The following is a 25638-nucleotide window of genomic DNA, read 5'->3' as shown; positions in this document are numbered from 1 at the left end:
ATTTATTTTATATTCATTCAGCTGATAATTGAGTGAGACATGAGTTGTTTGAGAATCGAGAGGACTAAGTACAATGATAGATAAGAATCCGAATAGGAAAAAATAAAATAGATTGTTAGTTAAAGTAAAACCCCTCCTGTTGGAAGGGTTTTTATCATTTAGAGACTGTTTTTCTATTGCTGTTTTCGGTCCATCATAGCTTTCATTTCCTTTTTATTTAAGAGATAAAGACACCACACACTCCACATGCGCCGTATGCGGAAACATATCAACTGGCTGCATGTATTCGATTTTGTAGTCTTTTGACATGTATTCAAGGTCTTTTGCTAGTGTGGATGGGTTGCAAGAGACGTAGACAAAGCGTTTTGGTTTGACTTGTTTGACGGTGTCTAAGAAGGTGCGCTCGCAGCCTGTTCTTGGCGGGTCGACGACGATGACGTCAGGGCGGAAGCCTTCTTTGACCCATTTTGGCAGCCAATGTTCAGCAGTTCCTGTTACATAGGTCGCGTTTTTCATGCCGTGTTTTTTGGCATTTTTCTTGGCATCATCAATTGATTCTTTGATGACATCCATTCCTCGTACTTCTTTTGCGCCATCTGAAAGCCACATCCCAATGGTCCCAACACCGCAATACGCATCGACAACCTTTTCTTTTCCAGTCAGTTTGGCCGCTTTTTTCGCTTCATCGTAAAGCTTTAGCGTTTGCTTCGGATTCAATTGGAAGAAAGCACGTGCACTCAATTCAAAGGAAACGTCTCCTAAAAATTCTTGGATGACCATATTTCCAGCTAGGTGAGATGTTTTATGGCCGAAGATAACCGACGTTTTTTCACCATTAATATTGTGCATGATAGACGTCACTTCAGGCAGACGTTTTTGAATGGCTTCGGCGATTTCTTTTTTCTTTGGAAATTCAGGTTTTGATGTGACAAGAACGACTTGTACTTCACCTGTTTCAAAGCCGACACGCACGACAATCGAGCGTACGTCACCTTTTCTTGTCCGTTCATTGTAGACCGATACGCCGAATTTCTCTAAAATTTTGCGGACAACGCCTGTTGTTTTGTTCGTTTTTGGATGCTGCACGATACATTCCTTGATCGGTACAAGCTTATGAGAATTCAGTCCGTAAAGTCCTGCAATGATGTCTCCGCTGTGAGAACGTCCTACTTGGAACTGACTTTTGTTTCGGTAATGCCACGGATCTTCCATACCGATCGTTGGCCGAATATCAAGCTTTTCAACCGATAGCTTTGTATGGCGCTCCATTGATTGAATGACAATATCACGCTTTTCATTTAGCTGCTGCTCGTACGCCAAATGCTGAAGCTGACAGCCGCCGCACTGTTCGTATACTGGGCATGGCGGTTTGACTCGATGCTCGGAGCGCTTTCGCACTTTCCTCACTGTACCTTCTGCATATTTTGCTTGGACATTCGTTGCTTCAACCACCACTTCCTCACCTGGAAGCGCACCTGGAACAAAAACCACTTGCTTTTTAAAATAACCGACCCCTTCACCATTAATGCCAAGGCGTTTAATGGTAAGCGGGAACTGCTGTCCCTTTTGCAAAAGGGCACCTTGCTGTTTTTCTTTCACTTTATTCTCTCCGTTCTATTTGAACCCTTGATAGGTTGTCTTCATTTTATTCCATCTCATTAGTATATCACGTCTTAGACAAAGAGAGAAAATTCCTTTCCGTTATTTATCTGTCTCAATGCTTCTCCATAAATATAAAGAAGCGTAGCTTAAATATGGTGTCCATTCCTTGCTTAGCGTTGCCATCTCTTCTTTTGTCGGTTTTTCAGGCAGGTCAAAGTGCCGTTTGATTGCGTTTTGAATGCCGATATCTGCCATCGGGAAAAGATTTGGTCTTCCAAGCCCATTCATGAGCACATTTTGAACCGTCCAAGGTCCAATCCCTCTAATCGGAAGCAAACGCTCTTCTACCTCCAGATCGGATAAATCGTGTAATTCTTCTAAACAAAGTGAGCCTGTGACAATTCGTTTCGATACATCGATGACATATTCTGCTTTTCGCTGACTAAATTGAAGCTTTCTCAAATCATCTGTTTCAAGAGAGGCAATGGTTTCTGGTAAAGGATCAAACCATACACCTTCTATTTGCTCGCCGTACGTATGGACAAATCGTTTCGTGAGCTCGTAAGCAAACGAAAGATTAAGCTGCTGATGAATGATGCATTTCATTAAACAATGATATAAATGGAAATCAAGCATGAGCGGCGTTCCGATATGCTGCTCAAAAATGGGCGCTAGATTGGTTTGAGAAAAATGGTCTTGAATCATGTGTAATTGATGCTCCATGCCAAATATCCGTTTCACCTCAGAAAGAAGGGGTTCCTCTGGGCCGTTTGATTGCACCCGGAACATAGGCGCATCTTTTGTTCCAGTAGCTTGAACGATGACCACGTACGGTTTTTGCTCTAATCTGATCGGCACTTTGATTTCTCTTTGACTCAAATCGACTGCTTTTAATGGATCACTTGATAAGCGTCTAAGCACTTGATCGAAATGATACGGCGGCTCTACCGCAAGCTGTTTTTCCCACATACATGTCCTCTTCCTTTCTGCCAACATACGCAGATGTGATTGTTTCATTTTGCATGAATGATTCTCTAGATTGAATACTTTTAAACATAAAGAGTACAAGAATTTATCAGTTATATCTTCCTTATTTGTGGTCATTCTCCTTTTGGATAGATGAAAATTTTTAGTCGAATTCAGCTAAAATTCGACAGCATCCTTCAACATTTTAGGCTCATTTTCCTTAAATTAGAAATAGAACCTCTGGGTGATATCTTCCATTCTAAAAATATTTGTATAATTATGACATATCAAGGAGGTGAACAAAGAAATTAGCGGATTAGGCAATCATTTGTTTTATCTTGCAGGAACATATTTACCTCATTGATGACCGGCTTCACTTAGTTTCACATTTTACAAAAAAGAAGACCCAAAATTTTAAAACAAAGGAGATCCGACCAATGAAAAAAACAATTCTTTCTGTTGCCCTTGCCACTGCTGTTTCTTCGACACTGCCAGTATTCGCTGACGCTGCTGAGCCAAAAACTTCAGCACCTGTTTCTACTACATTACAGCAAACCGTTTTAAACAAAGCTGCTGAAGGTAAAGCATCTACAACTGCAGGAAACGTTAATATTAACTTTGACGTACTTGGTATTGCGAATGCATTAATCAATGCTGCAAATGCTAACACAAACCGTGAAGGCTTTGTGAAAGGATTAATGGAGTCTGCTTTCTATGCTGCTGGCGCAAAATACAATGTCATGGTATTTAACTTAAGCCAAGGTTATGAGACTCGTTTCAACGGCGTCAAAACGTTTGCTACTGTGAAATACGGAAGTATTACGTACGGAGTCTGGGTATTCGAAAATGGATCTTTCACAAACAAAGGTGACGGCGGCTACATCAACTGGGCATTTAGAGGCTGGTTCGACCGTAATGGTGGTTTCGTCAACTTCCGTCGCCCTTAATTCTCGGTTTTATCCATCAATCATACACGCACATTGAACCGATCTCAAAAATGAGATCGGCTTTTTTTATGAAGAAAACGTATAAGTTCACCGGTGTTGCTTCATGATATAATGCAAGTCTGGAGGGGTGCACATGCTGAGAAAACTTGCAGTGACAAAAAACGGCGACTTGATTGAACATGCAACATTGCAGCAGCTTTCAAGCCCCGATATCGCCTGGTATTGGATTGATTTTCATGCGCCAACGGAAAAGGAAGCAGCGCTTTTAAAGGAATATTTTCATTTCCATCCGCTTGCGATTGAAGATTGTTTTCATTATTTACAGCGTCCCAAGCTTGATTTTTATGAAGGATATTTGTTTTTCGTGCTGCATGCCCTTAATCAAAAAACGCTTCGTTCTGAGGAAGTCGATCTGTTTGTTGGTGAAAACTATATCGTGACCTTTCATTTGAAAGAAGCGCCGTACGTTGAACGTGTGATTCGAAAGCTCAAAGGGTCTGATAAAGCGAGAAACAGCGGACCTGAGCATATTGCCTACATGCTGATTGATCAGCTTGTTGATGATTATTTCCCTATTATTTATCAAATTGAAGACAGGCTGAATGAAATTGAGGATGAAGAAGGGCATAAAACGTATGGCACGTTGATGAACGAAGTATTCGGGATTCGCTCAGATTTACTCAAACTGCGAAGAACGATTATCCCGATGAGGGACCTTTTATATCGTATTGTGAACACAAATATGATGAAAAGCGATACAAACCGCCAAGCGTATTTTAATGACATTTATGATCATCTATTAAAACTAACCGAAATTGTTGAGTCAAACCGTGATATGACAGCCGATTTACGAGACAGCTATCAGACGCTGAATTCCAACCGGATGAATGCGATCATGATGACATTGACCATTGTGTCGACCATTTTTATTCCACTGACCTTTATTGTTGGGGTGTACGGAATGAACTTTGACAACATGCCTGAATTACACTGGAAATACGGCTATTTTGGCGTGCTGATATTCATGGGTCTCCTCGTCTCGGGGATGCTTTTGTGGTTTAAACATAAAGGGTGGTTCAGGATTTTTAAATAGTGTTGACTCTTTTTCAAATCATCACCCTCTTTTTTATCGTAAAAATAGAGAGGGATAATCAAAAAGCCTGCAGGTCTTCTGCAGGCTTCTTTCTACAGCTGTGGCAGATGCCATACTTTTTCAAGCATGAGATCGTCTAGACTTTTAAAGGAATATCCTTGTTTTTTGAGAGCGGTGATGGCATCATCCAGCGCTTCGGCATTGTCTCTTGAGACGGTATGAAGTAAGTAAATGGCACCTGGGTGCGCCTGCTTCATCATTTGATCGTAAGCATACTGTTTTCCTTTTTGATGATGGATATGCCAGTCCACAAACGCCACTGACCAGAAAACAGTTTGGTAGCCGAGCTGTTTTGTTTCTTTTAATACCCGTTCACTGAACACACCGCGCGGCGGACGAAGATAGAGGTTATCTTGTTTTCCTGTGATTTTGTACACAGCTTCATTGACACGGTCCAGTTCTTCTTTGATTTCTTTCGTGCTCTTTGTTGTTAAATCTGGATGATGATAGGAATGGTTGCCAATGATATGACCTTCTTCTGCCATACGTTTGACAAGCCCGGGCTGGTCCTTTACAAAGTGACCTGTCACAAAAAAGGTGCCTGGTACTTGATGTTTTTTCAGCACGTCTAAGATCTTGGGCGTGTACCCATTTTCATAGCCATTGTCAAAGGTAAAATAAATCTCTTTCTTTTTCGTGTTGCCTAAATAGAACGCATCATACTTTTTTAAAAGTGCCGTCAATTCTTTGCCCGCATCCGGCGGCCTGTGCTCTTTACTTTTCGCAAATCCCCAGTGGATGGGCTTATTAGACACGGCTGCCGCTTCTGAGAGAGGCATGGAAACAAAAAGCGCACATAAACAGATCAGCATGTATTTTTTCATTTACGTCACTTCCCGGTTTTTCTTCTATTGTGCAGAATAAGACCGAGACTCATACACCGATTCACCTGCCAATTTAAAGAAAAAAGCCCGCATCGCGCGAGCTATTCTTCCTTCCAATCGTTTTTAAACCGTTCATATTTCGCTTCCAGGTCATCAATCATCTGGATCAGTCTGTCTATATCCTCAACGTCTGTTGATTCGGGATCTAATGAATCAATCACATTCATAAACATATCTAATCGGTTCTTTAAATAATCAACCTGCTGCTCTTTGCTGTCTGCTGCCTTACCCATCGATACACTCCCTTTAGCATTTGTTTATAGCTTATCTTTTTTTCCCTTGCAAATCAATTGTGTCCCCCTTGCGTATAACCGTGATGAGGCTTAAAATTAACTGTTGGCGGGTCTACGTTTGCCCGAATGAAAAGGAGATAGATACCATGAACCAAAAAACAGCACTTCGTCCGATCACACCTGCATACGACCCTTGGGAAGCCTATCTCGATGTGCAGGATTACGGAGAAATGAAGCTGACAAATATTGAATTTACGACTACAACGCTGTGTAACATGAGATGCGAGCATTGTGCGGTCGGCTATACCTTACAGCCTAAAGATCCGAATGCACTGCCGATTGATTTGTTACTTCGCCGTTTAGATGAAGTTCCGCTTCTGCGCTCACTTAGTATTACAGGCGGAGAGCCCATGCTTTCTCTTAAATCTGTACGGGAATATGTCGTCCCTTTATTAAAGTATGCCCATGAACGCGGCGTCCGTACACAAATCAATTCAAATTTAACCCTTGATTTGGCGCGGTATGAAGAAATTATTCCATACTTAGATGTCCTTCACATTTCACATAACTGGGGCACTGTCGAAGAGTTTGCAACGGTCGGTTTTGCCATGATGGATCGAAAACCAACCTTTGAGCAGCGCGAGAAATTATTTAACCGCATGATTGAAAATAGTCAGGCACTTGTCAAAGCGGGCGTAACCGTATCCGCTGAAACCATGCTGAATAAGCGCACGCTTCCATATATCGAACACATCCACCGGCAAATCGTCGAGGAAATGAAATGCCAGCGCCACGAAGTTCACCCGATGTACCCAAGTGATTTCGCCAGCGCCCTTGAATCATTGACGCTTCCGCAAATGCGGGATGCGATTCATCAGCTGCTTGATATTCGTGATCAAAACACATGGATGCTGTTTGGCACCCTGCCGTTTTATTCATGCAGCCCAGATGAAGAAGACCAGCGACTCCTCAACCGATTGCGCCAGGAGAAAAATGTCACGGTACGAAATGACCCTGATGGACGCTCACGGTTGAATGTGAATATTTTTGATGGGAATATTATTGTGACAGACTTTGGCGATACTCCGCCGCTTGGAAACATTGCAACTGATACATTGCAATCAGCCTATACACGCTGGATGAACACAAAATTAGCAAAAGAACTGAATTGTCATTGCCCAAGCGTACAGTGCCTAGGTCCGAATGTTCTTGTGAAAAACAGCTATTATCAAGATGTTGATTTTACTTCTCGTACAGCCAGGGGGTAACCGATAGATGGACGATACATTTCTGACAGTGGTCAAAAACAAATACATTGAAATTCTCCTTGTTGGACTCATTCTTTGGCTTGCCGTCTTTATGATTAACAAAGCCCTTCAAATTTTCTTTAAACGAACTGAGTTTATCGAGGACAAGAAGAAGAAAACGATCGAGAGCTTGGTCAAATCGGTCACGCAATACACCGCTTCGATTTGCTTTGTGCTCTATGTCATTTCTCTGTTCTTTCATGACTTTGGGAAAATTCTTGCGGGTGCTGGTGTCGCTGGGATCGTCATCGGTTTTGGCGCACAGACGCTGATTCGTGATATTTTAGCAGGCGTTTTTCTTATCTATGAACGTCAGATTCATAAAGGGGATTATGTGACGGTGAATAACCTCTTTAATGGAACCATTGAAGAGATTGGTCTCCGCTCTCTGCAAATTAGAGAATGGAGCGGCAAGCTGTTAACCATTTCTAACGGGGATATCCGTCAAATCCAAAACTATAACATGCACTACATGCGGATTACGGAATCTGTGTTAATTAGTGCGAATCAAAACCCAGATATCGCCTTCCAAGCACTTGAATCAGCATGTGACAACTTAAATCAAATGCATCATGATTTTCTTAAAAAAGATGAATTCCAAAACGCCATAGAACCCTTTCAGGTTCATGGAATTATGGGCTTGAATAAGCTGAATCGCGGGATTGAAATCACAGTAAAGGGAATGGTCGAAGACGAAAAATACTTCGAAGCCGCCCTCGCTGTGCGAAAAGAAATGATCAAACAACTTCATCAGCATGATGTCAAATTGCTTGAGGATCTCGCTTATCCCCAGCCTGCAAAATAACCTCATTTATGATGGGGTTATTTTTTTATATACAAGTTGCCGGGCTGACTCGGGCTTGCGAGAAACTTGGAACACTTGAACATTCGCTAACAATTCTTTTCATTTCAGCCCTCTTACTTCTATCCTCTTGACTGATTCATGTATAATAGATAGCAGAATGATTTCATGCAGCATGGGGACCCTCATACTGTGTATTTTCTAAGTGAAAGAGAGTGAATAAGATGGGTCGTAAGTGGAACAACATTAAAGAAAAGAAAGCATCAAAGGATGCTAGTACAAGTCGTATTTACGCAAAATTCGGGCGTGAAATCTATGTGGCTGCCAAACAAGGTGAGCCAAATCCAGAATCAAACCAAGCACTTCGTTTTGTCCTAGAACGTGCAAAAACATATAGTGTCCCAAAACATATTGTGGACCGTGCCATTGAAAAAGCCAAAGGCGGTGCGGAAGAGAACTTCGATGAGCTGCGCTACGAAGGATTTGGTCCAAACGGATCAATGGTCATCGTTGATGCCCTCACCAATAACGTAAACCGTACAGCTTCAGATGTTCGAGCAGCATTTGGGAAAAACGGTGGAAACATGGGCGTAAGCGGCTCTGTTGCCTACATGTTCGACGAAACAGCTGTCATCGGTGTCGAAGGAAAAAGTGAAGAAGAAACGCTTGAGCTTTTAATGGAAGCAGACGTTGATGTACGTGACATCATGGAAGAAGATGAAACGGTGATCGTGTATGCTGAACCAGATCAATTCCATCAAGTACAAGAAGCATTCAAACAAGCTGGCGTAGAAGAATTCACTGTCGCTGAAATCACAATGCTCCCTCAAAACGAAGTGACATTAGATGATGAATCGAAAGCACAATTTGAAAAGCTGATCGATGTATTAGAAGAGCTTGAAGACGTGCAGCAGGTTTATCATAATGTGGATTTAGGGTAATAAGGAAATTGAGACAGACCTTTTAAAGGTCTGTTTTTTTAAAATAAATAACAGAAATTAAAGGAAATAATGTATAATTTTAATAAAAATAAACAACGAGGTGCTTAATGGAATATTTAACGAAAACGAAGTTATCCGAAGCTGTAGGCTGGTCAGAAAGTGGCGGAAGACGTTGGATTAATTTTTTCCAAGAATATATTCCAAGTGTCAAACGAGGTAATTCAATTTCTTTCACTCAACAATCAGTGGACGCTTTAAAAAGAATTAAGCAACTCAGTGAAATATTTTCAATGAAAGAAATGCAAGAATTATTTATTGATAAAGGCTTTCCTAAGAAGGATACAGATATTAAAGATTTAATTAATAGTTTTAGTTCTAGTACAAATGATATTCCATCTACTAAAAAAATCATCATAACATTTCTTAACGTAATAAAAGATCGTAAACCCTATACCTCTAGTTATATAACAGATGAATTGACTAAGTTGTTTAATTTAACTGAAGAACAAAGATCTCGATCCTACGAAAACAGTAAAGATTCAATTTTTATTACAAGAATACGTAGTGCTAGATACAGTCTTAAAAATTCAAACTATATAGAAGAAATTAGTCAAGCTACATACCAAATAACATCAACAGGTTTAGATTTGTTAAATGATAATCAAAAAGAAATGGAAGAAGAATTAGAAGACATTGAAGAAGTAATTGATCCATTTGAAATTATGTCAGAAAAGTCAGGTGAGTTAAGGAAAGAACTGGCACAATCACTCTTGCAACAGATTAAAAAAGCACATTGGAGAAAGCTCGAATATATAATAGTTGAACTACTTATGGCTATGGGTTATGGCGACGGGAAAATTACTGGTAAAACTAACGATGGTGGTATTGATGGTGTTATAAAAGAAGACAAACTTGGCTTAGATAATATTTATTTACAAGCAAAACGATGGGATAATTCTATAGGTAGAGAACTTGTTCAAAGCTTTTCAGGTGCCCTGGATGACATGGGGGCAAAAAAAGGTGTTTTTATAACTACTTCTCATTTTACTAAAAATGCAATTGATTATACAGATAGACTACAAAGTAAAAAAATTATCCTAATTGATGGTGAACGATTAGCAAAATTAATGATTGATTACGATATAGGTGTTAATTTAAGGGAGAAATTTATTTTAAAAAAAATTGACTTTAGCTATTTCAATGAGGAGTAAAATAAATATTAACAATTATAAACAAAACCTCTTTCATGATGAAAGAGGTTTTGTTTGTTTAATTCATCCCTTGAAACCCAAACGTCAAGTGATCCTGAACAGGAATCCAAGCGCCGATTCCTTGTGAGGTCACGTTTTTCACGACGAGTTTTCGTTTATTTCCTTTTAGTACAAGGTACACTTCTCCGTATGTGACCTTACCTTTTTCGTTAATCGCTGGTGCATAGGCATGAAGCGATGCTGCTTTTTTCGGAGAGACGTGGTATGACTGATCTCGTTTTGTTCCTGCACCAATCACGGTGTCAAAAGCGAGAGGCAGCTTTGTTTTTTGAATCGCTTTTTGCATCATCAATGTTTTCACATCTTCTGGGTTCGGCACTTTTGCTGTGAGGCCGCCGCTTACTTTCACTTGCTGCTTTTGAACGTATTTTCCGATAGCTGTTTTGTTGCCGCCTCTGTTATCAATGTGGTTCGTATTCACTTTTTTGTATTCCCAGTTGGCGACCGTTTCGTTTGAATCGTAGCTCAGCGCCCATCTCCCAAGGAAAATGGTCGCACGGTATCCAACAGCTAATGGCGTCCCTGAAATGCTGGATTCATTCAGCATTTTAATCAAATGCGTATTCTCAATCGGTACACTTGTTGTTTTGAACAATTCAGCCGTCAGCTCGCTCGGCTGGAGCAGCGGCTGATCCTGTGACGCGTTTGGATACGTATTCTCCTTGGAGATACTGGCGACAGAGGATGGCACTTTAAATGGCTTTGCCGCCTCCGCTGGAAAGCTGTATAGAAAACTTAAGGATAAGAGAACAACAAACATGATGCGGAGCATCTTTTTCATATCATCACTCTTTCTCATTCATTTTTCCATAGTATTTTCCGCAAAGACGTCCCTTATCCACAAAAGATTATAAAAGGAAAAATCCAATCGCCATAATAAAATAGGCAGCGAGTAATGTGGCGCCTTCAAACCAGTTTGTATCCCCATCATTTGATAAAATCACCGTGAGCAGTACAGAGGATGCCATCGCAATGAGTTCTGGCAAAGAGAAAATGAGCGGCATCTGCTTGTCGAAAAATAACGAGCTGATGACAAGGATTGGTGCGACCATCATGGCAACCTGAAGTGTGGAGCCAAAGGCAATTTCCACTGCTACATCCATTTTGTTTTTATACGCCATGATGACAGCTGAGGCATGTTCTGCGGCGTTGCCGACGATGGCCACAATAATGACACCGATAAACAGCTCACTCCAGCCAAACTGTTCTCCTACCGTATCAAATGTATGAACAAGGCGCTCTGAAATGTACGCAACTGCGATCGTCGAAAGCAGCAAAATCACGGTGGCAAACTTCCCAGACCATTCAGGTGTTTCTTCTTCCGTCTCCGCTTCACCTTGCACGCTCTCCTGCTTGGCAACATAAACACCGCGGTGGCTGACTAGTTTGAAATAAAGCGCCGCAACATAAAGCAAAATCATCACAATGCTGATCCCAATGCTTAAAACAAACTGTTTATTCTCTGCCATCTCCACCGAAAATACTTCTGGAACGACAAACGCTACAATGATGGCAAACATGAGCAAGCCTGAATTGTGCCTTGCATCATGGACATTGAACACTTGGCGCTTATATTTTAATCCGCCAACAAAAAAAGACAGCCCCGCCACAAGCAGTAAATTTCCGATGACTGATCCAGTTAATGAAGCAAGTACGATGGCCGTCAGTCCTTGCTTTAAGGCAAAAAACGATATGATTAATTCCACTGCATTTCCGAATGTGGCGTTTAAAAGTCCGCCAATTCTAGGTCCCGCAATGATGGCAAGACTTTCTGTGGCTCTTCCCATAAAACTAGCAAGACCAATAATGGCGATACAATAAACGGTAAACATGATGACCTGCGGGAAATGAAGAAAACTGCCAATCACCGATAGCGGAACACCGATTGCGACAATTACAAGAAACAAACGATTCATACAGCCATTCTCCTTTACATATGTCTGACTGTTATTCTTTCGTGAGTGCCGGCATCGTATACATTTTAGATTCGCGCGTGTGAGAAAGTGATATCAATACTCCCTTTCACGGACTGCACCATAGAGCAATGCTTCAATGCAAGGGTGATCACTTTATCGATTTGTTCATCAGATGTATTGATGTCTTCAAATAAGATATGTAAATGAATGCAGGAAATTTTGTTTACAGCTCCTGTCCTTGTCGTTTCAGGTGTGATCGTCAGCCCTTCATAGGATATTCGCTTTTTACGGCATACATGAATAAGCATTTCTCCAAAGCAGCCTGCAATGGCTGAGGTGAACAATTGAGATGGGCGGAACCCCAGTTCTTCTGTTCCTGAAATAGGCAGCTGCCTGTCCTCAATATGTGCGATCCAATGATCCTTTTTGTATGTCAGCGTCATTCGTTTTCCACCTTTCTATTGAAACCCCTATGGTTCCATTGTACGATGAAAGCATGAACTTGTAAGGAGCATCTTATGTCGAGAATTCACTTTATGATTTTAATTTTACTTGTATCCGTATCTGGTTTTTCACAGGGGGCATTACTTCCTGTCATTTCCATTATCTTTGAACATGCCGGTACTTCTCCTACGTTAAACGGACTGCATGCCACAGGCTTATATCTCGGTGTACTGCTTGCGTCTCCTTTTATGGAAGCACCGCTTCGCCGGTTTGGATTTAAGCCATTAATCGTCATTGGAGGCGCCGCTGTCTTTTTAAGCTTATTTAGCTTTGTGTTTTTTGAATCTTATGTCGTCTGGTTCTTCCTCCGGCTCATGATCGGGATTGGTGACCATATGCTGCATTTCTCTACACAGACGTGGGTGACCTATGCTTCATCATCAAGAAATCGCGGACGAAACATTTCATTGTATGGATTATCATTTGGACTCGGTTTTGCCGCCGGCCCTTTTTTAACGCCGCTCATTGAGATCAATCCAGCCTTGCCTTTTATTGTTTCTGGTGCCGTTAGTTTATGTATTTGGCTGCTTGTGTTTGTTTTAAAAAATACATATCCAGATACAGGCGAAGTGCAAACGTCAGAGCAGACAAACAGTTTGAAGCGCTTTAAAAAGGCCTTTCAATTTGGCTGGATCGCCTTTATGATGCCATTTTGCTATGGCTTTTTAGAAACGACGCTTAATAGTAACTTCCCTGTATATGCGCTAAGAAGCGGTGTGACAGTAGATGCGGTGGCATTTATTTTACCTGCGTTTGCCATTGGGAGCATTGTCTTTCAGCTTCCTCTTGGGATGCTCAGTGACCGGTTTGGCAGGCGCCGCATCATTTTATGTGTGACACTCGCTGGATCATTCTTTTTCCTTTTGGCAGGGATTTTCATTCAATCCGTTTTGGCTGTAGCCATCTGTTTCTTTATTGCCGGAATGGCTGTAGGCTCTACCTTCTCACTTGGCATCAGTTATATGACCGACTTATTGCCAAAGCATCTGCTTCCCGCCGGGAATTTGATGTGCGGGATGGCGTTTAGTGCAGGCAGTATTCTCGGGCCGGTACTCGGAGGATTCTTTGTGCAAACGTTTGAAGGAATGAATTTACTTTACCTTGTCAGCATCGTGATATTATTTGTGTTTTTCTGCGTTCGATTTGGGAGAACGCAGGCAGTGGTGGAAAGTCCCAATGAATCCATTTCTAATTAAAAAAACTCCTCTGCACCTATGCAGAGGAGTTTTTTTCATTTAATGATAACCATTTTGCCCGTTTGCACTGCCGCTTGTTTTGTGCTTTGGCTGCTGGCCTTTGTTTTGTTTCGTGTTGCTTCCGCCTTTTTTCGATTGTTTGGACATATGTGATTCCCCCATCCATCAAGATTGAACATGTTCGTTCTTCTTTAGGATGCCCGGATTTCTTCACACCTTGCCTGGTACGATTTTACGCTTATGTAAAAGCGCATTGAGCTCGCCGCCAAGGATAATCATGATGCCGGTTAAATAGAACCAGATCATTAAAATAATGATCCCCCCAATACTTCCGTACATCGCACTGTAATTCGCAAACTCGCCTACGTAAAATGAGAACAGCATGCTGACCAAAATCCAACCAATCGATGCAAAAATCGCGCCTGGCAGAACAAATTTCAATTTCAGTCTAATGTTTGGGGCGAAATAGTACAAGGCTGTAAACACAATCAATAAAATCAGCGGGCTAATGATCCACCTCATGGCCGTCCAAATGGTGAGAAAGGCATCTGACTGCCCGACTAGTTCAGCGAGAAATAAGCCAAGTTCTTTTCCAAAGACAGGCAGCATTAAGGCAAAAATAATCGTGAGAACCATTGCGATGGTTAAGATGATTGATGTTAAACGTACGAGAATGAAGGAACGATTTTCCTCAACTTCGTAAGCATGGTTAAATGCTCTGACGACGGCATTAATCCCGTTAGATGCAGACCAAAGGGCAGCAATAATCCCGAATGACAGCAATCCGCCGTTACGGCTGTTCAGTGTCTCTTCGGCAATGGATTCAATCATCGAAAGTGCTCCTTCTGGCGCATAACCAGAGATGACGCTTAGGACATCCTTCGACGTCAGCGGCAAATATCCAACGAGCGTCAGCACGAAGATGAGAAACGGAAATAATGAAAGCAAAAAGAAGTAAGCAAGCTCAGCAGATTTTGCCGGTCCTTCATGCAGCAAAAAGCGTTCAATTAACGCTTTGATAAAACCCATACGCCTCATCTCCAATGATCAATCTTTCTATTTCGATCGAAAGTGATCCTTTGTTTCTTCAATAATCTCTAATACTTTTGGGGTTGTTTCCTTTAACTGATTGACTTGTTCATTTAAAAATGACAAATCATCTGAGACTGTTCGCATCAGCTGCTTCGTTTCTTCCATTTTTTCTTTCATACAAGCAGAAATTCTGGCTGGCTCCTGACGGTATTCCGCCAGCTTTTCCTGACAGTCATCCCATTTGTCTTTGAGCGCGATTCTCGTTGGCCGATGAAATAATGTCAGCAGTGCGCCGCAAGCTGCTCCTATCATAGCTCCTCGAAGCATGATTTGATTTTTTTCTTCCATCTCGTCTGATCTCCTTTCAGTTAAAGGTGTTTCTCTTTTTTTACATACGTCAAAAAACGATCAATTCCTTTTTCAATTAAATCATGTACTTCCTCAAAGTTTCCAGTGTAATAAGGGTCTGGCACATCATCTCGATCGTCGTCTTCAACAAAGTCAAGAAGACGGCCAATAAAGTGATGTTTCCCATAGCCGGCTATACTGCGAAGTGCCCCTACATTTTCAGCATCCATCGCAATGATATAGTCGTATGCTGTGATGTCCTCATCTATGATTTGTCTTGCGGACATCCCTTCATAGCTGATCCCTTTTTCATCAAGCAGCTTTCGTGTTCCTTCATGCGGAGGACTGCCTTGATGCCAGCCGCCAATGCCTGCTGAATCAATGACAAAGTGCTCGCTTAGCCCCTCATCTTCTACTCGTTTTCTAAACATGGCCTCTGCCATCGGTGATCTGCAAATATTGCCAAGACATACGAATAATACATGAATCATCCTTCATTCTCCTCCTATCTTTTCCCTAAGAACTGCTTTCGAAAACCTTTTCTCTATCATATCAAGCCCTTTTTCTTTTGAAAACTTTGCAAGAAAAGCTCTCATCGCCATTGACAAAATACACAAAAACAGGAGAAACTTTAGGAGAATTACACAAACAAAGGGGGATATTAGATGGGAATAATTGAGCAGTTTGTCACGACGATGAACAATTTTTTGTGGGGACCTCCCCTGTTGATTTTAATTGTTGGTACTGGAATATACCTCACCTTTCGCATTCTCTTCATTCAAATTAGATTACTTCCTTATTCTTTAAAGCTCGCTTTTTCAAAACAAGACAAAATGTCAGAAGGAGATATTTCACATTTCCAAGCGTTAATGACGGCTCTTGCTGCCACTGTCGGTACAGGGAATATCGTCGGTGTGGCCTCCGCTGTTATAGCCGGTGGTCCTGGTGCAGTTTTCTGGATGTGGTTTGCTGCATTTTTCGGGATGGCCACCAAGTTTGCAGAAGCTGTTCTTGCTGTAAAATACAGAGTCAAAAATGAAAAAGGCGAAATGTCTGGCGGACCTATGTATTATTTAGAGCATGGATTAAAACAGAAATGGCTAGGGGTGCTATTTGCTGTTTTCGGCGCCAGTGCTGCCTTTGGGATCGGCAACCTGGTCCAGTCTAATTCCATCTCAGGCGTCATGAATTCTACTTTTCAAATTCCAACATGGGTAACAGGTATCATCATTACGGCTTTTACAGCACTTGTAATTTTAGGCGGAATCAAAAGCATTGGCCGGGTCACATCTATCTTTGTACCCGTCATGGCTTTATTTTACGTCATTTGCGGTCTAATCATTCTTGTTATGAATGCTGATCTTGTTCCAGGCGCAGTCAGTCTTATTTTCTCAGATGCCTTTACTGGTCAAGCCGTAGCAGGGGGTGCAATTGGGACTGTCATTCGCTGGGGTGTCGCACGAGGAGTTTTTTCCAATGAAGCAGGTCTTGGGTCAGCACCAATTGCTGCTGCAGCTGCGAAAACGGATATGCCTGCACGCCAGGCACTCGTCTCTATGACGCAAGTGTTTATTGATACCATCATTGTTTGTTCTATCACTGGCATTACCATTGTCATGGCAGATATGTATTTAACAGTGAAAAGTGATGCGCTGACTTCGTTATCCTTTGCTCACTTCCTCGGTCCAGCTGGCTCAACCATTGTGGCAATCGGACTGCTCTTGTTTGCCTATTCAACCATCATTGGCTGGTCCTATTATGGAGAGAAATGCTTTACATATTTGGCGAAGGATTCGTACGTCATGTATTATCGCATCGTCTTTGTGATGGCTGTCTTTTTTGGTGCTGTGTTTAAGAATGACTTCGTATGGGGCGTAGCAGATATGTTGAATGGTCTGATGGCCATTCCAAACTTAATTGGCCTTATTGGTTTATCGGGCGTTGTCGTATTTGAATCAAAACGAATCATTGAAAAAATTAAACAGGAGAAAAAGGAGAAAAACATCTCGGTGTCGTCTTAATAGCCCTTTTATTCTTTTGCTTTTCTGTTAAAATAGACATATTATTCAACACATATGCAGGAAAGGACGTGCCGCCCTTGTCAGAGCAAAAAGCGGCTGAAGTCAATCAGCTGATTGAAGACATTTCGCAAAAGTTAAATATGCTGAACATTGGAGTCATCAAAGCCGAGGACTTCAGTCCAGACAAGTACGAAGATATTGAATTTCTACACCAAATGGTGATGAAAAAATCTTCATTCAGCCCAAGTGAAATGCAAGCCATCGCAAGCGAGCTAAAAAACTTAAGAAAATAATCGTGCAAAGGAAACTAAGATTGCGGTTTACGCCGCTTTCTTCCAATCATGCGCAGAAAAAGCCAGCACCCCGCAAGGTGCTGGCTTTGTTTATCCTGTCAAAACTGCTTATTTTGCGAGCAGTTTTAATGATTCACGGTTAAATGCTGGAATGTCATCAGGTGTACGGCTTGTCACAAGCTGATCCTGACAAACAACAACTTCTTCATCTTTGAATTTTGCGCCTGCGTTTTCCATATCTACTTGGATGGATGTATATCCAGTCGCGCCTCTGCCTTCCAGCGTCTTTGCTGTAATGAGCAATTGCGGCCCGTGACAGATCGCAAATACTGGTTTTTTCTCGTCCATAAATGCTCTTGTGAACTGGACATAGCGATCATCTGCACGCAGAATGTCTGGTGAGAACCCGCCAGGAATCAGCAGTGCATCGAAGTCTTCAGGCTTCACGTTATCAATGGACGCATCCACTCTCACTTCTGCTTCTCCTTGCTTCCCTTTCACTGTTTTTCCTTTTTCGTTTTCAATTACTGTGATCTCATGGCCTGCATCTTTAAAGGCTTTTGCAGGCTCGGTGAATTCAACATCCTCAAAGTAATCTGTTAATACAACTGCAATTTTCTTACCCATGTAGAAACCCTCCTGCTTGATTATCGTTTACACTACACACTATACCCGGGGAGATTGAAATCAAACATCCTATCCCGATCAGATAACCCCTTATGGTGAAAATAAGCATTTAGACTTATTTATATTTCCTCAACAAGGTAATTCGTATGATTTATGTTATCTTTACAATAATCTGCAAAAAATAACTACAAAAGTTAACGAAACATTTCTACAATAGGTATTGTGGTCAAAAAAATTAGAAAGGCGGAGATCAGGTGAAGAAGCAAGCACATAGGTCTAAACGAAGGAAAAACCTGTCTATTCTGCTCACTTCCATTATGATGATTAGTCTCATTCTCCCAGCAGTACCTACTCATGCAGCAATAGAAAACGGCGATGCCGTAAAAGTCAGCATCTTAGCCACAACGGATGTTCATGCGAACATGATGAATTACGATTATTACAGCGACAAAGAAACAAATGAATTTGGTTTGGCAAAAACAGCTGAGCTGATTGAAAAGCACCGTTCACAAAATCCAAATACACTCCTTGTTGATAACGGAGATCTGATTCAAGGAACCCCTCTTGGAGAATACGTTTACAAAAATGAAAAAGACAGTATCATCAATCAAACAAAGGTTCACCCCATTATTCATACACTCAACAAACTAAAGTACGATGCAGGCACACTTGGCAATCATGAATTTAACTACGGATTATCATTTCTTGACGGTACTATTGCCGGGGCTAACTTCCCGATTGTCAATGCGAACGTCAAAAAGTTAAATGGAGAACACCGTTTTACCCCTTATGTGATCCAAAATAAGACCTTTAAAGATGCAAACGGAGCTTCCCAAACTGTGAAAGTCGGTTACATAGGATTCGTTCCACCTCAAATTATGACGTGGGATAAGAAGAATTTAGATGGACAAGTTCAAGTGCAGGATATCGTCGAATCTGCTAATGAAACCATTCCTGAAATGAAGGAAAAAGGCGCAGATATCATCGTCGCTCTTGCCCATACAGGAATTGAAAAAACCGCTTCGCCTAAAGGATCAGAAAATATGATCTTTGACCTTGCCACAAAAACGAAAGGCATCGATGCGATCGTGTCCGGCCATCAGCACGGCACATTCCCAAGCGCTGAATATAGCGGCGTCGACAAATTCGATGTCTCAAAAGGAACGATCAACGGCATTCCAGTCGTCATGTCAAAAAACTGGGGAAGCTACCTCGGAGTCATTGATTTAACATTAGAGCCTGACGGCAGCAAATGGAAGGTCACAGATGGAACAGGAAAGATTGAATCTGTTGCAGGAGTCACCTCTCAAAACAGCACTGTGAAAGATGCCATTCAAACAACGCATCAAAACACACTTGAGTATGTGAGAAAACCTGTTGGTAAAACAGAAGCAGACATTAACAGCTTTTTTGCTCAAGTGATGGATGACCCTTCTATTCAAATTGTGACAGATGCACAAAAATGGTATGCACAAGAAAAAATGAAGGACACGTCATACAAAAACTTACCGATTTTATCTGCAGGCGCCCCGTTTAAAGCCGGCGGCCGAAACGGTGTAAATTATTATACAAATATCGCAAAAGGTGATTTAGCAATTAAAAACATCGGCGATCTCTACCTTTACGATAACACCGTGCAGATTGTCAAACTGAAAGGCAGTGAAGTGAAAGACTGGCTCGAGATGTCTGCTGGACAGTTTAATCAGATCAAACCAAACAATTCAAATGAACAGCCTATTTTAAACGAAGAATACCGCTCGTATAACTTTGATGTGATCGATGGTGTCACCTATCAAGTCGATGTGACGCAGCCTGCTAAGTACAGCACAACAGGCACTCTTGTTAATGCGAATGCAAACCGCATCAAAAACCTGTCCTACAATGGGAAACCAGTCTCTGACAATCAAGAATTTTTAGTCGTAACGAACAACTATCGAGCTTCTGGCGGCGGGGGCTTCCCGCATCTGACGCAAGATAAAGTGGTGCTTGCCTCAGCTGATGAGAACCGCCAAGTGCTGATGGATTATATTATCGAACAAAAAACCATCAACCCAAGTGCGGATCAAAACTGGTCCATTGCACCAGTGAAGGGCGCAACAGTCACATTCGAATCTTCTCTTTTGGCTAAGCCGTTTGCTGAAAAATCAAGCAGCGTAGATTTTGTTCGTAACGCCAGCACAGATGGTCTTGGCGTGTACAAGCTAGCCTTTAAAGAGGATGGCACAACAGAACCGCCTGCATCAGATAACTGGAATTTAACGGTGATGCATACAAACGATACACACGCACACCTTGATGATGCGGCAAGACGTGCAACAAAGATTAAAGAAGTTCGAGCCGAAAGCAAAAACAACATTTTATTAGATGCTGGAGATGTCTTCTCTGGTGACCTATATTTCACAAAATGGCAAGGACTTGCCGACCTAAAACTGATGAACTTAATGAAATATGATGCCATGACGTTTGGTAATCATGAATTTGACAAAGGTCCTTCTGTTCTTCGTCAATTCCTGACAGGTGATGCATCAGATGTAGATGCGAAAAACCGTCATCAATTTGAAAAGCCTGCATTCCCGATTGTGTCATCAAACGTTGATGTCTCTAAGGAAAAACAATTGAGCGGCTTAGTGAAAAAGCCAGCCACATTCAAAGCTGGTGAGAAAAAAGAAGCTGGGATTTACCCATACATCCTGCTTGATGTAAACGGTGAGAAGGTGGCTGTATTCGGCTTAACGACTGAAGACACGGCCATTACGTCCAGCAGCGGTCCTAACATTCAATTCAAGGATGCATACAAGAAAGCAAAAGAAACAGTCAACACGATTCAAACAAAAGAAAAAATCAACAAAATCATTGCTTTAACACACATTGGCTATAACCGTGACCTTGAGCTTGCTCAAAAAGTAGACGGGATTGATTTAATCATTGGCGGTCACACGCACACCCTTGTTGAAAAATTAAAGGTCGTCAATAAGAAAGAACCAACGATTGTCGCACAGGTAAAAGACTACGGACAATTCTTAGGAAAAGTAGACGTGGCCTTTAATCAAAAAGGAGTCGTACAGCCAAAGGAATCTTCTTTTGACCTCATCACCATCGATGACTCTGTCAAAGAAGATGCCGATGCAAAAGCGATCCTCGATCAGTACAAGGCAGATATTCAAGATTTAAAAACGGAAAAAGTCGGGTCTACCGATGTCCTCTTAGATGGACAACGCGAGCATGTCCGTGCGAAGGAAACGAACCTTGGGAACTTTATTGCTGACGGTATGCTGAAAAAAGCACAAGAATCTGCTGGTGCTGATCTTGCCATCACAAACGGCGGTGGTATTCGAGGCAGCATTGAAAAAGGAGATATCACATTAGGTGATATTTTAACGGTCATGCCATTCGGAAACACACTCTATGTCGCAGATTTAAAAGGCAGCCAAATTAAGAAAGCACTCGAACAAGGGCTTTCAGGCATTGAGGAAGGCGGCGGCGCATTCCCTCATGTAGCCGGCATTGAATATACGTTTACGCTGAGTAAACCAGTTGGCAGCAGACTCATTGATGTCAAACTGAAAGACCAAAACGGCATACTAACAAACATTGATGATCAGAAAACATACCGCGTGGCGACAAACGCATTTGTCGGCACAGGCGGAGATGGCTACAGCGTCTTTACAGAAGCCTCTCACGGCGAAGACTTAGGCTATGTTGACTATGAAATCTTCAAAGAGCAAATTGAACAGGCAGACGGCGGGCATATTTCTCCTGTCATCGATCATCGAGTGAAAGAAGTGTTCCTTCCGCGTGCGAAAGGAAAAGGCGCCTATGACATTCAAGATGATGAAAAATTCCAAACGTATGTGCAGCATACAAACAAAGCATTGCTCTATTTAGACAAAGCGAGCGAAGCGAAAAACGTTCAATTGTCTCTATCAAAAGCGCAGGTAGCCGAGCTGAAGAAAAGAGAGCAAGATCCAAACGTCACCATCTATCATGACAAAGTGGGACTCGTATTACCGCTCTCTAATTTGTCCGAAAATAGCGCAGATATATGGATGAAAAAAACGAATAAGGTGAAAAATGCATTAACCGATACGTATGATTTCCAAATCAAACAAGATCAGAAAAAGGTTTCTACCTTTAAAGATCCTGTCACACTATCCTTTACATTAGATGAGCCTCAAAAGGCGAAGAAACCTGGTGTATATTATGTAGACCGCAAGAAAAACCGTTATGCCAAAACAAGTAACGGATCGTTCGAAAATGGGGTCGTATCAGGTCAAACTGAACACTTCAGCGAATATACCGTACTCAACCAAAGCGGGGCAGCTGGAACAACGCCAGATCAAACTGGCGGAGAAGGCGGTACATCAGCGCCAGGCGGAGGTTCAGGTACAGATCCAAACCAAGATGGAACCGGACTCCCAGGCGGCACACTGCCTAATACAGCAACGATGATGTATACAGCTGTATTGATTGGTGTACTTATGCTTGCCTTAGGCGGTATCCTATATTACTACCAGCGCAAGCGTACAAGAAAAAATGTATCATCCTAAAAAAGGACAGAGCGTATGCTCTGTCCTCATATTGTTGACAAAGGGCTAAAATGATCTTGATTTTAGCCCTTTGTCTTCTTTTCATCTCAATCTTGGGATAAATAAATCCAATTGCGCTTATCAAATTCTTTCACATTATCTGATCCTATATGACGCAGCATTCTATTGAAGAACGTGATATCATCTTCATCATCGATGGCATATAAATCCTCTTGAACATAATCTCTTATAATAAAATTCGTTAAGTTCGTATTATTCACAAAATCAGCAAAATAATCCTCTACAAGAGTTAAATCCTCTTCACTTAACTTTTCATCATTAATAATTGAAATATGAAACACATTCAAAATCGCTTGTATATCTTCTTCATCCATATAACATAATGGCTCTAGTTTTCGATCTTCTTCCGTAAACGGTTTTCGAGTATCTTCAATAATCACGTAACATAATATTCGATGATTTTTCATCACGCTAAAAATTTCTAAATCCCGTAATTTTAGTGGTCGATTCAGTCTAATCATTTTTCCTCCTATCAATCATGATCTTGTCGTTGTATATCCCCGCTTCTCCAAAAATTGAAACGGACAGAGCCTATGCTCTGTCCGTTTTTTCTCTTCTAGCAAAATCGACGAATCTGAAGCGGTCTAATCGGTGACGGCTTTCTGTGTATTGAAATAGACTCGTATCCTCTAAGAACACATAATTCTTTACCACGACGACATGGTCAAATCCCTTTAAATCAAGGTACTTCGCATCCTCTTCTGTACATGGCTCTACCACAAATTCCTTTTGAGCATAGCTGATTGATACACCGAGTTCTCCCTCAATATACTCGTAGATTGATCCTTCGCATATGTCTTTAGTCAAGACTTCAACATGCTTTTGCAAGAAGTAGTCCTTGTCTAAAATCACTTCTTCCCCGCTAATATTACGAGATCGAATGACTTTCCAGACGTCTGTCTGTTCATCAATTTTCAGCTGAGACTGAATATACTGGTCCGCTTTAATTAAGCCAAATTCATGAACCGTTGTGACTGTCTTTCGGCCAAGCGTTTGGGAAAGCTCTTTAAAGCTGACAAGACCCGATACAGGGAACTGCATTTTCTCCCGATTCAGCAATACAGAGCCTTTTCCGCGGATTTTTTGAATATAGCCATTTTGTACAAGAATATTTAATGCCTTTCTCACCGTCTCCCGGGACGTGTCGTACATGATAGAAAGTTCATGTTCTGATGGGAGAATGCCTTTATCCTGCCATTCACCTTGCTCAATTCGTCTTGCGAGCTGATCATAAATCACTCGAAACTTATTCTCTTTCATTTTCCCTCCGCCCCATTTTCTAGCGTTTGGTTAAATGATAAACGATTGACTCATATGGGCGCAACGTAAATCCCTTGATATGTGCCGGCACATCCTCATAATTGGATAACAGGACTTGCCCCTCCATCTCATCTACAGCCTGTACAAGCTCATCAGGAAGCGTAAAGTCCGCCTCCCCTGGATAAAAGTGATTGATCACGAGGAGCTTCTCATCCTTGCTTTCTCTAACATAAGCAAAAATCTTTGGATCTTCTGCTAAAAGTAAGGAGAAGCTGCCATATGTGATCACATCAAGTTCTTTACGCAGTCTGCAAAGGGCTTGGTAATGATAGAAAATGGACGTCCGGTCTTTTAACGCAGCTTCGACCGAAATGTCGTTATGGGCTGGCTCAATCCAAGGTGTTCCTGTTGAGAAACCTGCATTCTTCTCTGAGGTCCACTGCATTGGTGTTCTCGCATTATCTCTTGACTTGACCTGTAAAATGGCGAGTGCTTCTTCCTTTGATTTTCCCTTTTCAAGCATGACTTCGTACATATTGAGTGATTCGATATCACGGTAAGACGAAATGTCCTCAAAGCGAGGATTCTTCATGCCAATTTCCTCACCTTGATAAATATAAGGAGTCCCCTGCATCAGATGAATCGTGGTCGCCAGCATCTTCGCTGATTGCTGATGATACGTGTCATCATCACCATACCTTGAGACGATACGCGGCTGATCATGATTGCACCAGAACAGCGCATTCCAGCCGCCGCCCTCATGCATTTTCGTCTGCCATTCAGACAGAATCGACTTTAATTCTTGAAAATCAAATGGTGCGATCGCCCATTTTTCACCGTTTGGATAATCCACCTTTAAATGATGGAAATTGAACGTCATATCCAGCTCCTGCCGATCAGGTCTTGTATACCGAATGCAGTCTGCGATATTCGTTGAAGACATTTCTCCAACTGTCATGCTATCGTATTTCGAAAAAACCTCCTGGTTCATTTCATGCAGAAATTCATGAATTCTCGGCCCATCCGTATAGTACATGCGGCCGTCGCCTTGCACAGATTGTCCGGCGTCATCTAAGAAGCGCTGATCCTTTGAGATGTTGTTGATGACATCCAGCCTGAACCCATCAATTCCTTTTTCAAACCAAAAGTGCATGATGTCATATACTTGCCCGCGCACCTCATCCTTCTCCCAATTGAGATCCGCCTGAGTGACATCATATAAATGAAGATAATAATCTCCTGTTACTTCGTCAAACTCCCAGGCTGGGCCGCCAAATTTCGACTGCCAATCATTCGGCGGAGATCCGTCCGCTTTTGGCTCCTTCCAAATATAATAATCTCGGTAAGGGTTATCCTTTGACTCACGCGAGGCTTGAAACCACTCATGGAAAATGGATGTATGGTTAACGGCTAGATCCATAATGACTCGTATTCCTCTCTCATGCGCTTCCTTCAGCATGCGTTCAAAATCTGTCATTGTGCCGTACATGTCATGGATTTTTGTATAATTACTAATATCATAGCCATTGTCATGCTGCGGGGACTCATACATTGGCGTGAGCCAAATACAATCCGCCCCAAGCTCTTTAATGTAATCAAGCTTTTTCGTCACGCCATTGATATCCCCTGTACCAGAGCCCGTTGTATCTAAAAAGCTCTTCGGATAAATTTGATAGACCACCGCTTTTTTCCACCATGGTTCATTTGATTGCTGATTCAATTTCCTTC

Annotated in this window: 24 protein-coding genes; 10 read left to right on the top strand and 14 right to left on the bottom strand. The window is 41.8% G+C overall.

Annotated features, from left to right (window positions below; translation table 11 throughout):
• Positions 1 to 213: 213 nt before the first annotated feature.
• Both rlmD and MHI23_RS03960 read right to left on the bottom strand, forming a co-directional pair.
• Positions 214 to 1599 carry a 23S rRNA (uracil(1939)-C(5))-methyltransferase RlmD gene (gene rlmD / locus MHI23_RS03965; protein WP_197202907.1) on the bottom strand — a complete coding sequence of 462 codons (1386 nt, stop codon included), beginning with the start codon at positions 1597 to 1599 and terminating at the stop codon, positions 214 to 216.
• 102 nt (positions 1600 to 1701) lie between these two features.
• A complete protein-coding gene (locus MHI23_RS03960; protein WP_226015544.1) occupies positions 1702 to 2571 on the bottom strand; it encodes a DNA-3-methyladenine glycosylase in 870 nt (289 codons plus the stop codon).
• Between the two features lie 434 nt (positions 2572 to 3005).
• Between MHI23_RS03960 and MHI23_RS03955 the strand changes: the two genes are divergently transcribed.
• Both MHI23_RS03955 and corA read left to right on the top strand, forming a co-directional pair.
• Entirely contained in the window at positions 3006 to 3515 is a 510-nt protein-coding gene (locus MHI23_RS03955; RefSeq protein WP_024425256.1) for a hypothetical protein, read from the top strand.
• A 133-nt stretch (positions 3516 to 3648) separates the two neighbouring features.
• Positions 3649 to 4608 (top strand): magnesium/cobalt transporter CorA, encoded by a 960-nt coding sequence (gene corA, locus MHI23_RS03950; protein WP_025093503.1) that lies wholly within the window; start codon positions 3649 to 3651, stop codon positions 4606 to 4608.
• Positions 4609 to 4700: 92 nt separating this feature from the next.
• On the opposite strand, the gene pdaA is transcribed toward corA, so the two are convergent.
• On the bottom strand, positions 4701 to 5492 hold the full coding sequence (pdaA, locus tag MHI23_RS03945) for a delta-lactam-biosynthetic de-N-acetylase (protein WP_087977872.1): 792 nt from the start codon (positions 5490 to 5492) through the stop codon (positions 4701 to 4703).
• Positions 5493 to 5593: 101 nt separating this feature from the next.
• Positions 5594 to 5785: an SE1561 family protein gene (locus tag MHI23_RS03940; RefSeq protein ID WP_012009274.1), complete on the bottom strand. Its 192-nt coding sequence runs from the start codon at positions 5783 to 5785 to the stop codon at positions 5594 to 5596.
• 146 nt (positions 5786 to 5931) lie between these two features.
• Here MHI23_RS03940 and yfkAB point away from each other — a divergent pair, with 146 nt between their 5' ends.
• The 4 genes from yfkAB (at position 5932) to MHI23_RS03920 (ending at position 10046) form a co-directional block, all read left to right on the top strand.
• Positions 5932 to 7053: a radical SAM/CxCxxxxC motif protein YfkAB gene (yfkAB, locus tag MHI23_RS03935; protein ID WP_024425260.1), complete on the top strand. Its 1122-nt coding sequence runs from the start codon at positions 5932 to 5934 to the stop codon at positions 7051 to 7053.
• A gap of 7 nt (positions 7054 to 7060) precedes the next feature.
• Positions 7061 to 7897, top strand: coding sequence for a mechanosensitive ion channel domain-containing protein (locus MHI23_RS03930; protein ID WP_041116197.1), 837 nt, complete (start codon positions 7061 to 7063; stop codon positions 7895 to 7897).
• A 221-nt stretch (positions 7898 to 8118) separates the two neighbouring features.
• Positions 8119 to 8835, top strand: a complete 717-nt coding sequence (locus MHI23_RS03925; RefSeq protein ID WP_212052949.1) for a YebC/PmpR family DNA-binding transcriptional regulator — start codon at positions 8119 to 8121, stop codon at positions 8833 to 8835.
• A 107-nt stretch (positions 8836 to 8942) separates the two neighbouring features.
• The gene (locus MHI23_RS03920; RefSeq protein WP_212052951.1) at positions 8943 to 10046 is read left to right on the top strand and encodes a restriction endonuclease; all 1104 of its coding nucleotides are present in this window, start codon (positions 8943 to 8945) and stop codon (positions 10044 to 10046) included.
• Positions 10047 to 10104: 58 nt separating this feature from the next.
• On the opposite strand, the gene MHI23_RS03915 is transcribed toward MHI23_RS03920, so the two are convergent.
• The 3 genes from MHI23_RS03915 to MHI23_RS03905 all read right to left on the bottom strand — a co-directional run bounded on the left by MHI23_RS03915 (position 10105) and on the right by MHI23_RS03905 (position 12465).
• Positions 10105 to 10866 carry a YfkD famly protein gene (locus MHI23_RS03915; protein ID WP_223255680.1) on the bottom strand — a complete coding sequence of 254 codons (762 nt, stop codon included), beginning with the start codon at positions 10864 to 10866 and terminating at the stop codon, positions 10105 to 10107.
• Between the two features lie 88 nt (positions 10867 to 10954).
• Positions 10955 to 12022: a calcium/proton exchanger gene (cax, locus tag MHI23_RS03910; RefSeq protein WP_073204303.1), complete on the bottom strand. Its 1068-nt coding sequence runs from the start codon at positions 12020 to 12022 to the stop codon at positions 10955 to 10957.
• Positions 12023 to 12087: 65 nt separating this feature from the next.
• Entirely contained in the window at positions 12088 to 12465 is a 378-nt protein-coding gene (locus tag MHI23_RS03905; RefSeq protein WP_342492303.1) for an OsmC family protein, read from the bottom strand.
• 75 nt (positions 12466 to 12540) lie between these two features.
• Between MHI23_RS03905 and MHI23_RS03900 the strand changes: the two genes are divergently transcribed.
• A complete protein-coding gene (locus tag MHI23_RS03900; protein WP_339240950.1) occupies positions 12541 to 13722 on the top strand; it encodes an MFS transporter in 1182 nt (393 codons plus the stop codon).
• A 210-nt stretch (positions 13723 to 13932) separates the two neighbouring features.
• On the opposite strand, the gene MHI23_RS03895 is transcribed toward MHI23_RS03900, so the two are convergent.
• From MHI23_RS03895 to MHI23_RS03885, 3 genes are read right to left on the bottom strand one after another with little or no spacing between them, the layout of a single operon-like run.
• Complete coding sequence (locus MHI23_RS03895) at positions 13933 to 14751, bottom strand: YhjD/YihY/BrkB family envelope integrity protein (protein ID WP_024425272.1); 819 nt, start codon at positions 14749 to 14751, stop codon at positions 13933 to 13935.
• Between the two features lie 27 nt (positions 14752 to 14778).
• Positions 14779 to 15102, bottom strand: coding sequence for a YtxH domain-containing protein (locus MHI23_RS03890; protein WP_135032903.1), 324 nt, complete (start codon positions 15100 to 15102; stop codon positions 14779 to 14781).
• Positions 15103 to 15122: 20 nt separating this feature from the next.
• Complete coding sequence (locus MHI23_RS03885; RefSeq protein ID WP_024425273.1) at positions 15123 to 15593, bottom strand: low molecular weight protein-tyrosine-phosphatase; 471 nt, start codon at positions 15591 to 15593, stop codon at positions 15123 to 15125.
• 174 nt (positions 15594 to 15767) lie between these two features.
• Here MHI23_RS03885 and MHI23_RS03880 point away from each other — a divergent pair, with 174 nt between their 5' ends.
• Together MHI23_RS03880 and MHI23_RS03875 are read left to right on the top strand one after the other, a co-directional pair.
• The gene (locus tag MHI23_RS03880; protein WP_073204292.1) at positions 15768 to 17123 is read left to right on the top strand and encodes a sodium:alanine symporter family protein; all 1356 of its coding nucleotides are present in this window, start codon (positions 15768 to 15770) and stop codon (positions 17121 to 17123) included.
• Between the two features lie 77 nt (positions 17124 to 17200).
• A complete protein-coding gene (locus MHI23_RS03875; protein WP_003214000.1) occupies positions 17201 to 17416 on the top strand; it encodes a DUF1128 domain-containing protein in 216 nt (71 codons plus the stop codon).
• A 108-nt stretch (positions 17417 to 17524) separates the two neighbouring features.
• On the opposite strand, the gene MHI23_RS03870 is transcribed toward MHI23_RS03875, so the two are convergent.
• Positions 17525 to 18043, bottom strand: coding sequence for a type 1 glutamine amidotransferase domain-containing protein (locus MHI23_RS03870; RefSeq protein ID WP_024425275.1), 519 nt, complete (start codon positions 18041 to 18043; stop codon positions 17525 to 17527).
• A gap of 254 nt (positions 18044 to 18297) precedes the next feature.
• Here MHI23_RS03870 and MHI23_RS03865 point away from each other — a divergent pair, with 254 nt between their 5' ends.
• Positions 18298 to 22590 carry a multifunctional 2',3'-cyclic-nucleotide 2'-phosphodiesterase/3'-nucleotidase/5'-nucleotidase gene (locus MHI23_RS03865; protein WP_339240947.1) on the top strand — a complete coding sequence of 1431 codons (4293 nt, stop codon included), beginning with the start codon at positions 18298 to 18300 and terminating at the stop codon, positions 22588 to 22590.
• Between the two features lie 86 nt (positions 22591 to 22676).
• Here the strand turns inward: MHI23_RS03865 and MHI23_RS03860 are convergent, their stop codons facing one another.
• The 3 genes from MHI23_RS03860 to treC form a co-directional block, all read right to left on the bottom strand.
• On the bottom strand, positions 22677 to 23111 hold the full coding sequence (locus MHI23_RS03860) for a terpene synthase (protein WP_133744870.1): 435 nt from the start codon (positions 23109 to 23111) through the stop codon (positions 22677 to 22679).
• A 70-nt stretch (positions 23112 to 23181) separates the two neighbouring features.
• Positions 23182 to 23910, bottom strand: a complete 729-nt coding sequence (gene treR, locus MHI23_RS03855; RefSeq protein ID WP_133744869.1) for a trehalose operon repressor — start codon at positions 23908 to 23910, stop codon at positions 23182 to 23184.
• Positions 23911 to 23929: 19 nt separating this feature from the next.
• Complete coding sequence (gene treC / locus MHI23_RS03850) at positions 23930 to 25630, bottom strand: alpha,alpha-phosphotrehalase (protein WP_212052959.1); 1701 nt, start codon at positions 25628 to 25630, stop codon at positions 23930 to 23932.
• Positions 25631 to 25638: the final 8 nt, after the last annotated feature.

Source organism: Bacillus sp. FSL M7-0003, assembly GCF_038628485.1.
GTDB classification, from domain to species: Bacteria; Bacillota; Bacilli; order Bacillales; family Bacillaceae; genus Bacillus; species Bacillus safensis.
Note: the sequence above shows the minus strand (reverse complement) of the source record. Positions and strands in the feature narration are given on the sequence as shown.

Bases quoted from the DNA above. Each gene is read 5' to 3' on its own strand.
- MHI23_RS03895 (WP_024425272.1), bottom strand. From the start codon at position 14,751: ATGGGTTTTATCAAAGCGTTAATTGAACGCTTTTTGCTGCATGAAGGA.
- MHI23_RS03920 (WP_212052951.1), top strand. From the start codon at position 8,943: ATGGAATATTTAACGAAAACGAAGTTATCCGAAGCTGTAGGCTGGTCA.
- MHI23_RS03955 (WP_024425256.1), top strand. From the start codon at position 3,006: ATGAAAAAAACAATTCTTTCTGTTGCCCTTGCCACTGCTGTTTCTTCG.
- MHI23_RS03930 (WP_041116197.1), top strand. From the start codon at position 7,061: ATGGACGATACATTTCTGACAGTGGTCAAAAACAAATACATTGAAATT.
- MHI23_RS03860 (WP_133744870.1), bottom strand. From the start codon at position 23,111: ATGATTAGACTGAATCGACCACTAAAATTACGGGATTTAGAAATTTTT.
- MHI23_RS03880 (WP_073204292.1), top strand. From the start codon at position 15,768: ATGGGAATAATTGAGCAGTTTGTCACGACGATGAACAATTTTTTGTGG.
- MHI23_RS03900 (WP_339240950.1), top strand. From the start codon at position 12,541: ATGTCGAGAATTCACTTTATGATTTTAATTTTACTTGTATCCGTATCT.
- pdaA (WP_087977872.1), bottom strand. From the start codon at position 5,492: ATGAAAAAATACATGCTGATCTGTTTATGTGCGCTTTTTGTTTCCATG.
- MHI23_RS03870 (WP_024425275.1), bottom strand. From the start codon at position 18,043: ATGGGTAAGAAAATTGCAGTTGTATTAACAGATTACTTTGAGGATGTT.
- MHI23_RS03915 (WP_223255680.1), bottom strand. From the start codon at position 10,866: ATGTTTGTTGTTCTCTTATCCTTAAGTTTTCTATACAGCTTTCCAGCG.
- MHI23_RS03885 (WP_024425273.1), bottom strand. From the start codon at position 15,593: ATGATTCATGTATTATTCGTATGTCTTGGCAATATTTGCAGATCACCG.
- MHI23_RS03890 (WP_135032903.1), bottom strand. From the start codon at position 15,102: ATGGAAGAAAAAAATCAAATCATGCTTCGAGGAGCTATGATAGGAGCA.
- corA (WP_025093503.1), top strand. From the start codon at position 3,649: ATGCTGAGAAAACTTGCAGTGACAAAAAACGGCGACTTGATTGAACAT.
- MHI23_RS03940 (WP_012009274.1), bottom strand. From the start codon at position 5,785: ATGGGTAAGGCAGCAGACAGCAAAGAGCAGCAGGTTGATTATTTAAAG.
- MHI23_RS03905 (WP_342492303.1), bottom strand. From the start codon at position 12,465: ATGACGCTGACATACAAAAAGGATCATTGGATCGCACATATTGAGGAC.
- cax (WP_073204303.1), bottom strand. From the start codon at position 12,022: ATGAATCGTTTGTTTCTTGTAATTGTCGCAATCGGTGTTCCGCTATCG.
- MHI23_RS03960 (WP_226015544.1), bottom strand. From the start codon at position 2,571: ATGTGGGAAAAACAGCTTGCGGTAGAGCCGCCGTATCATTTCGATCAA.
- yfkAB (WP_024425260.1), top strand. From the start codon at position 5,932: ATGAACCAAAAAACAGCACTTCGTCCGATCACACCTGCATACGACCCT.
- MHI23_RS03925 (WP_212052949.1), top strand. From the start codon at position 8,119: ATGGGTCGTAAGTGGAACAACATTAAAGAAAAGAAAGCATCAAAGGAT.
- treR (WP_133744869.1), bottom strand. From the start codon at position 23,910: ATGAAAGAGAATAAGTTTCGAGTGATTTATGATCAGCTCGCAAGACGA.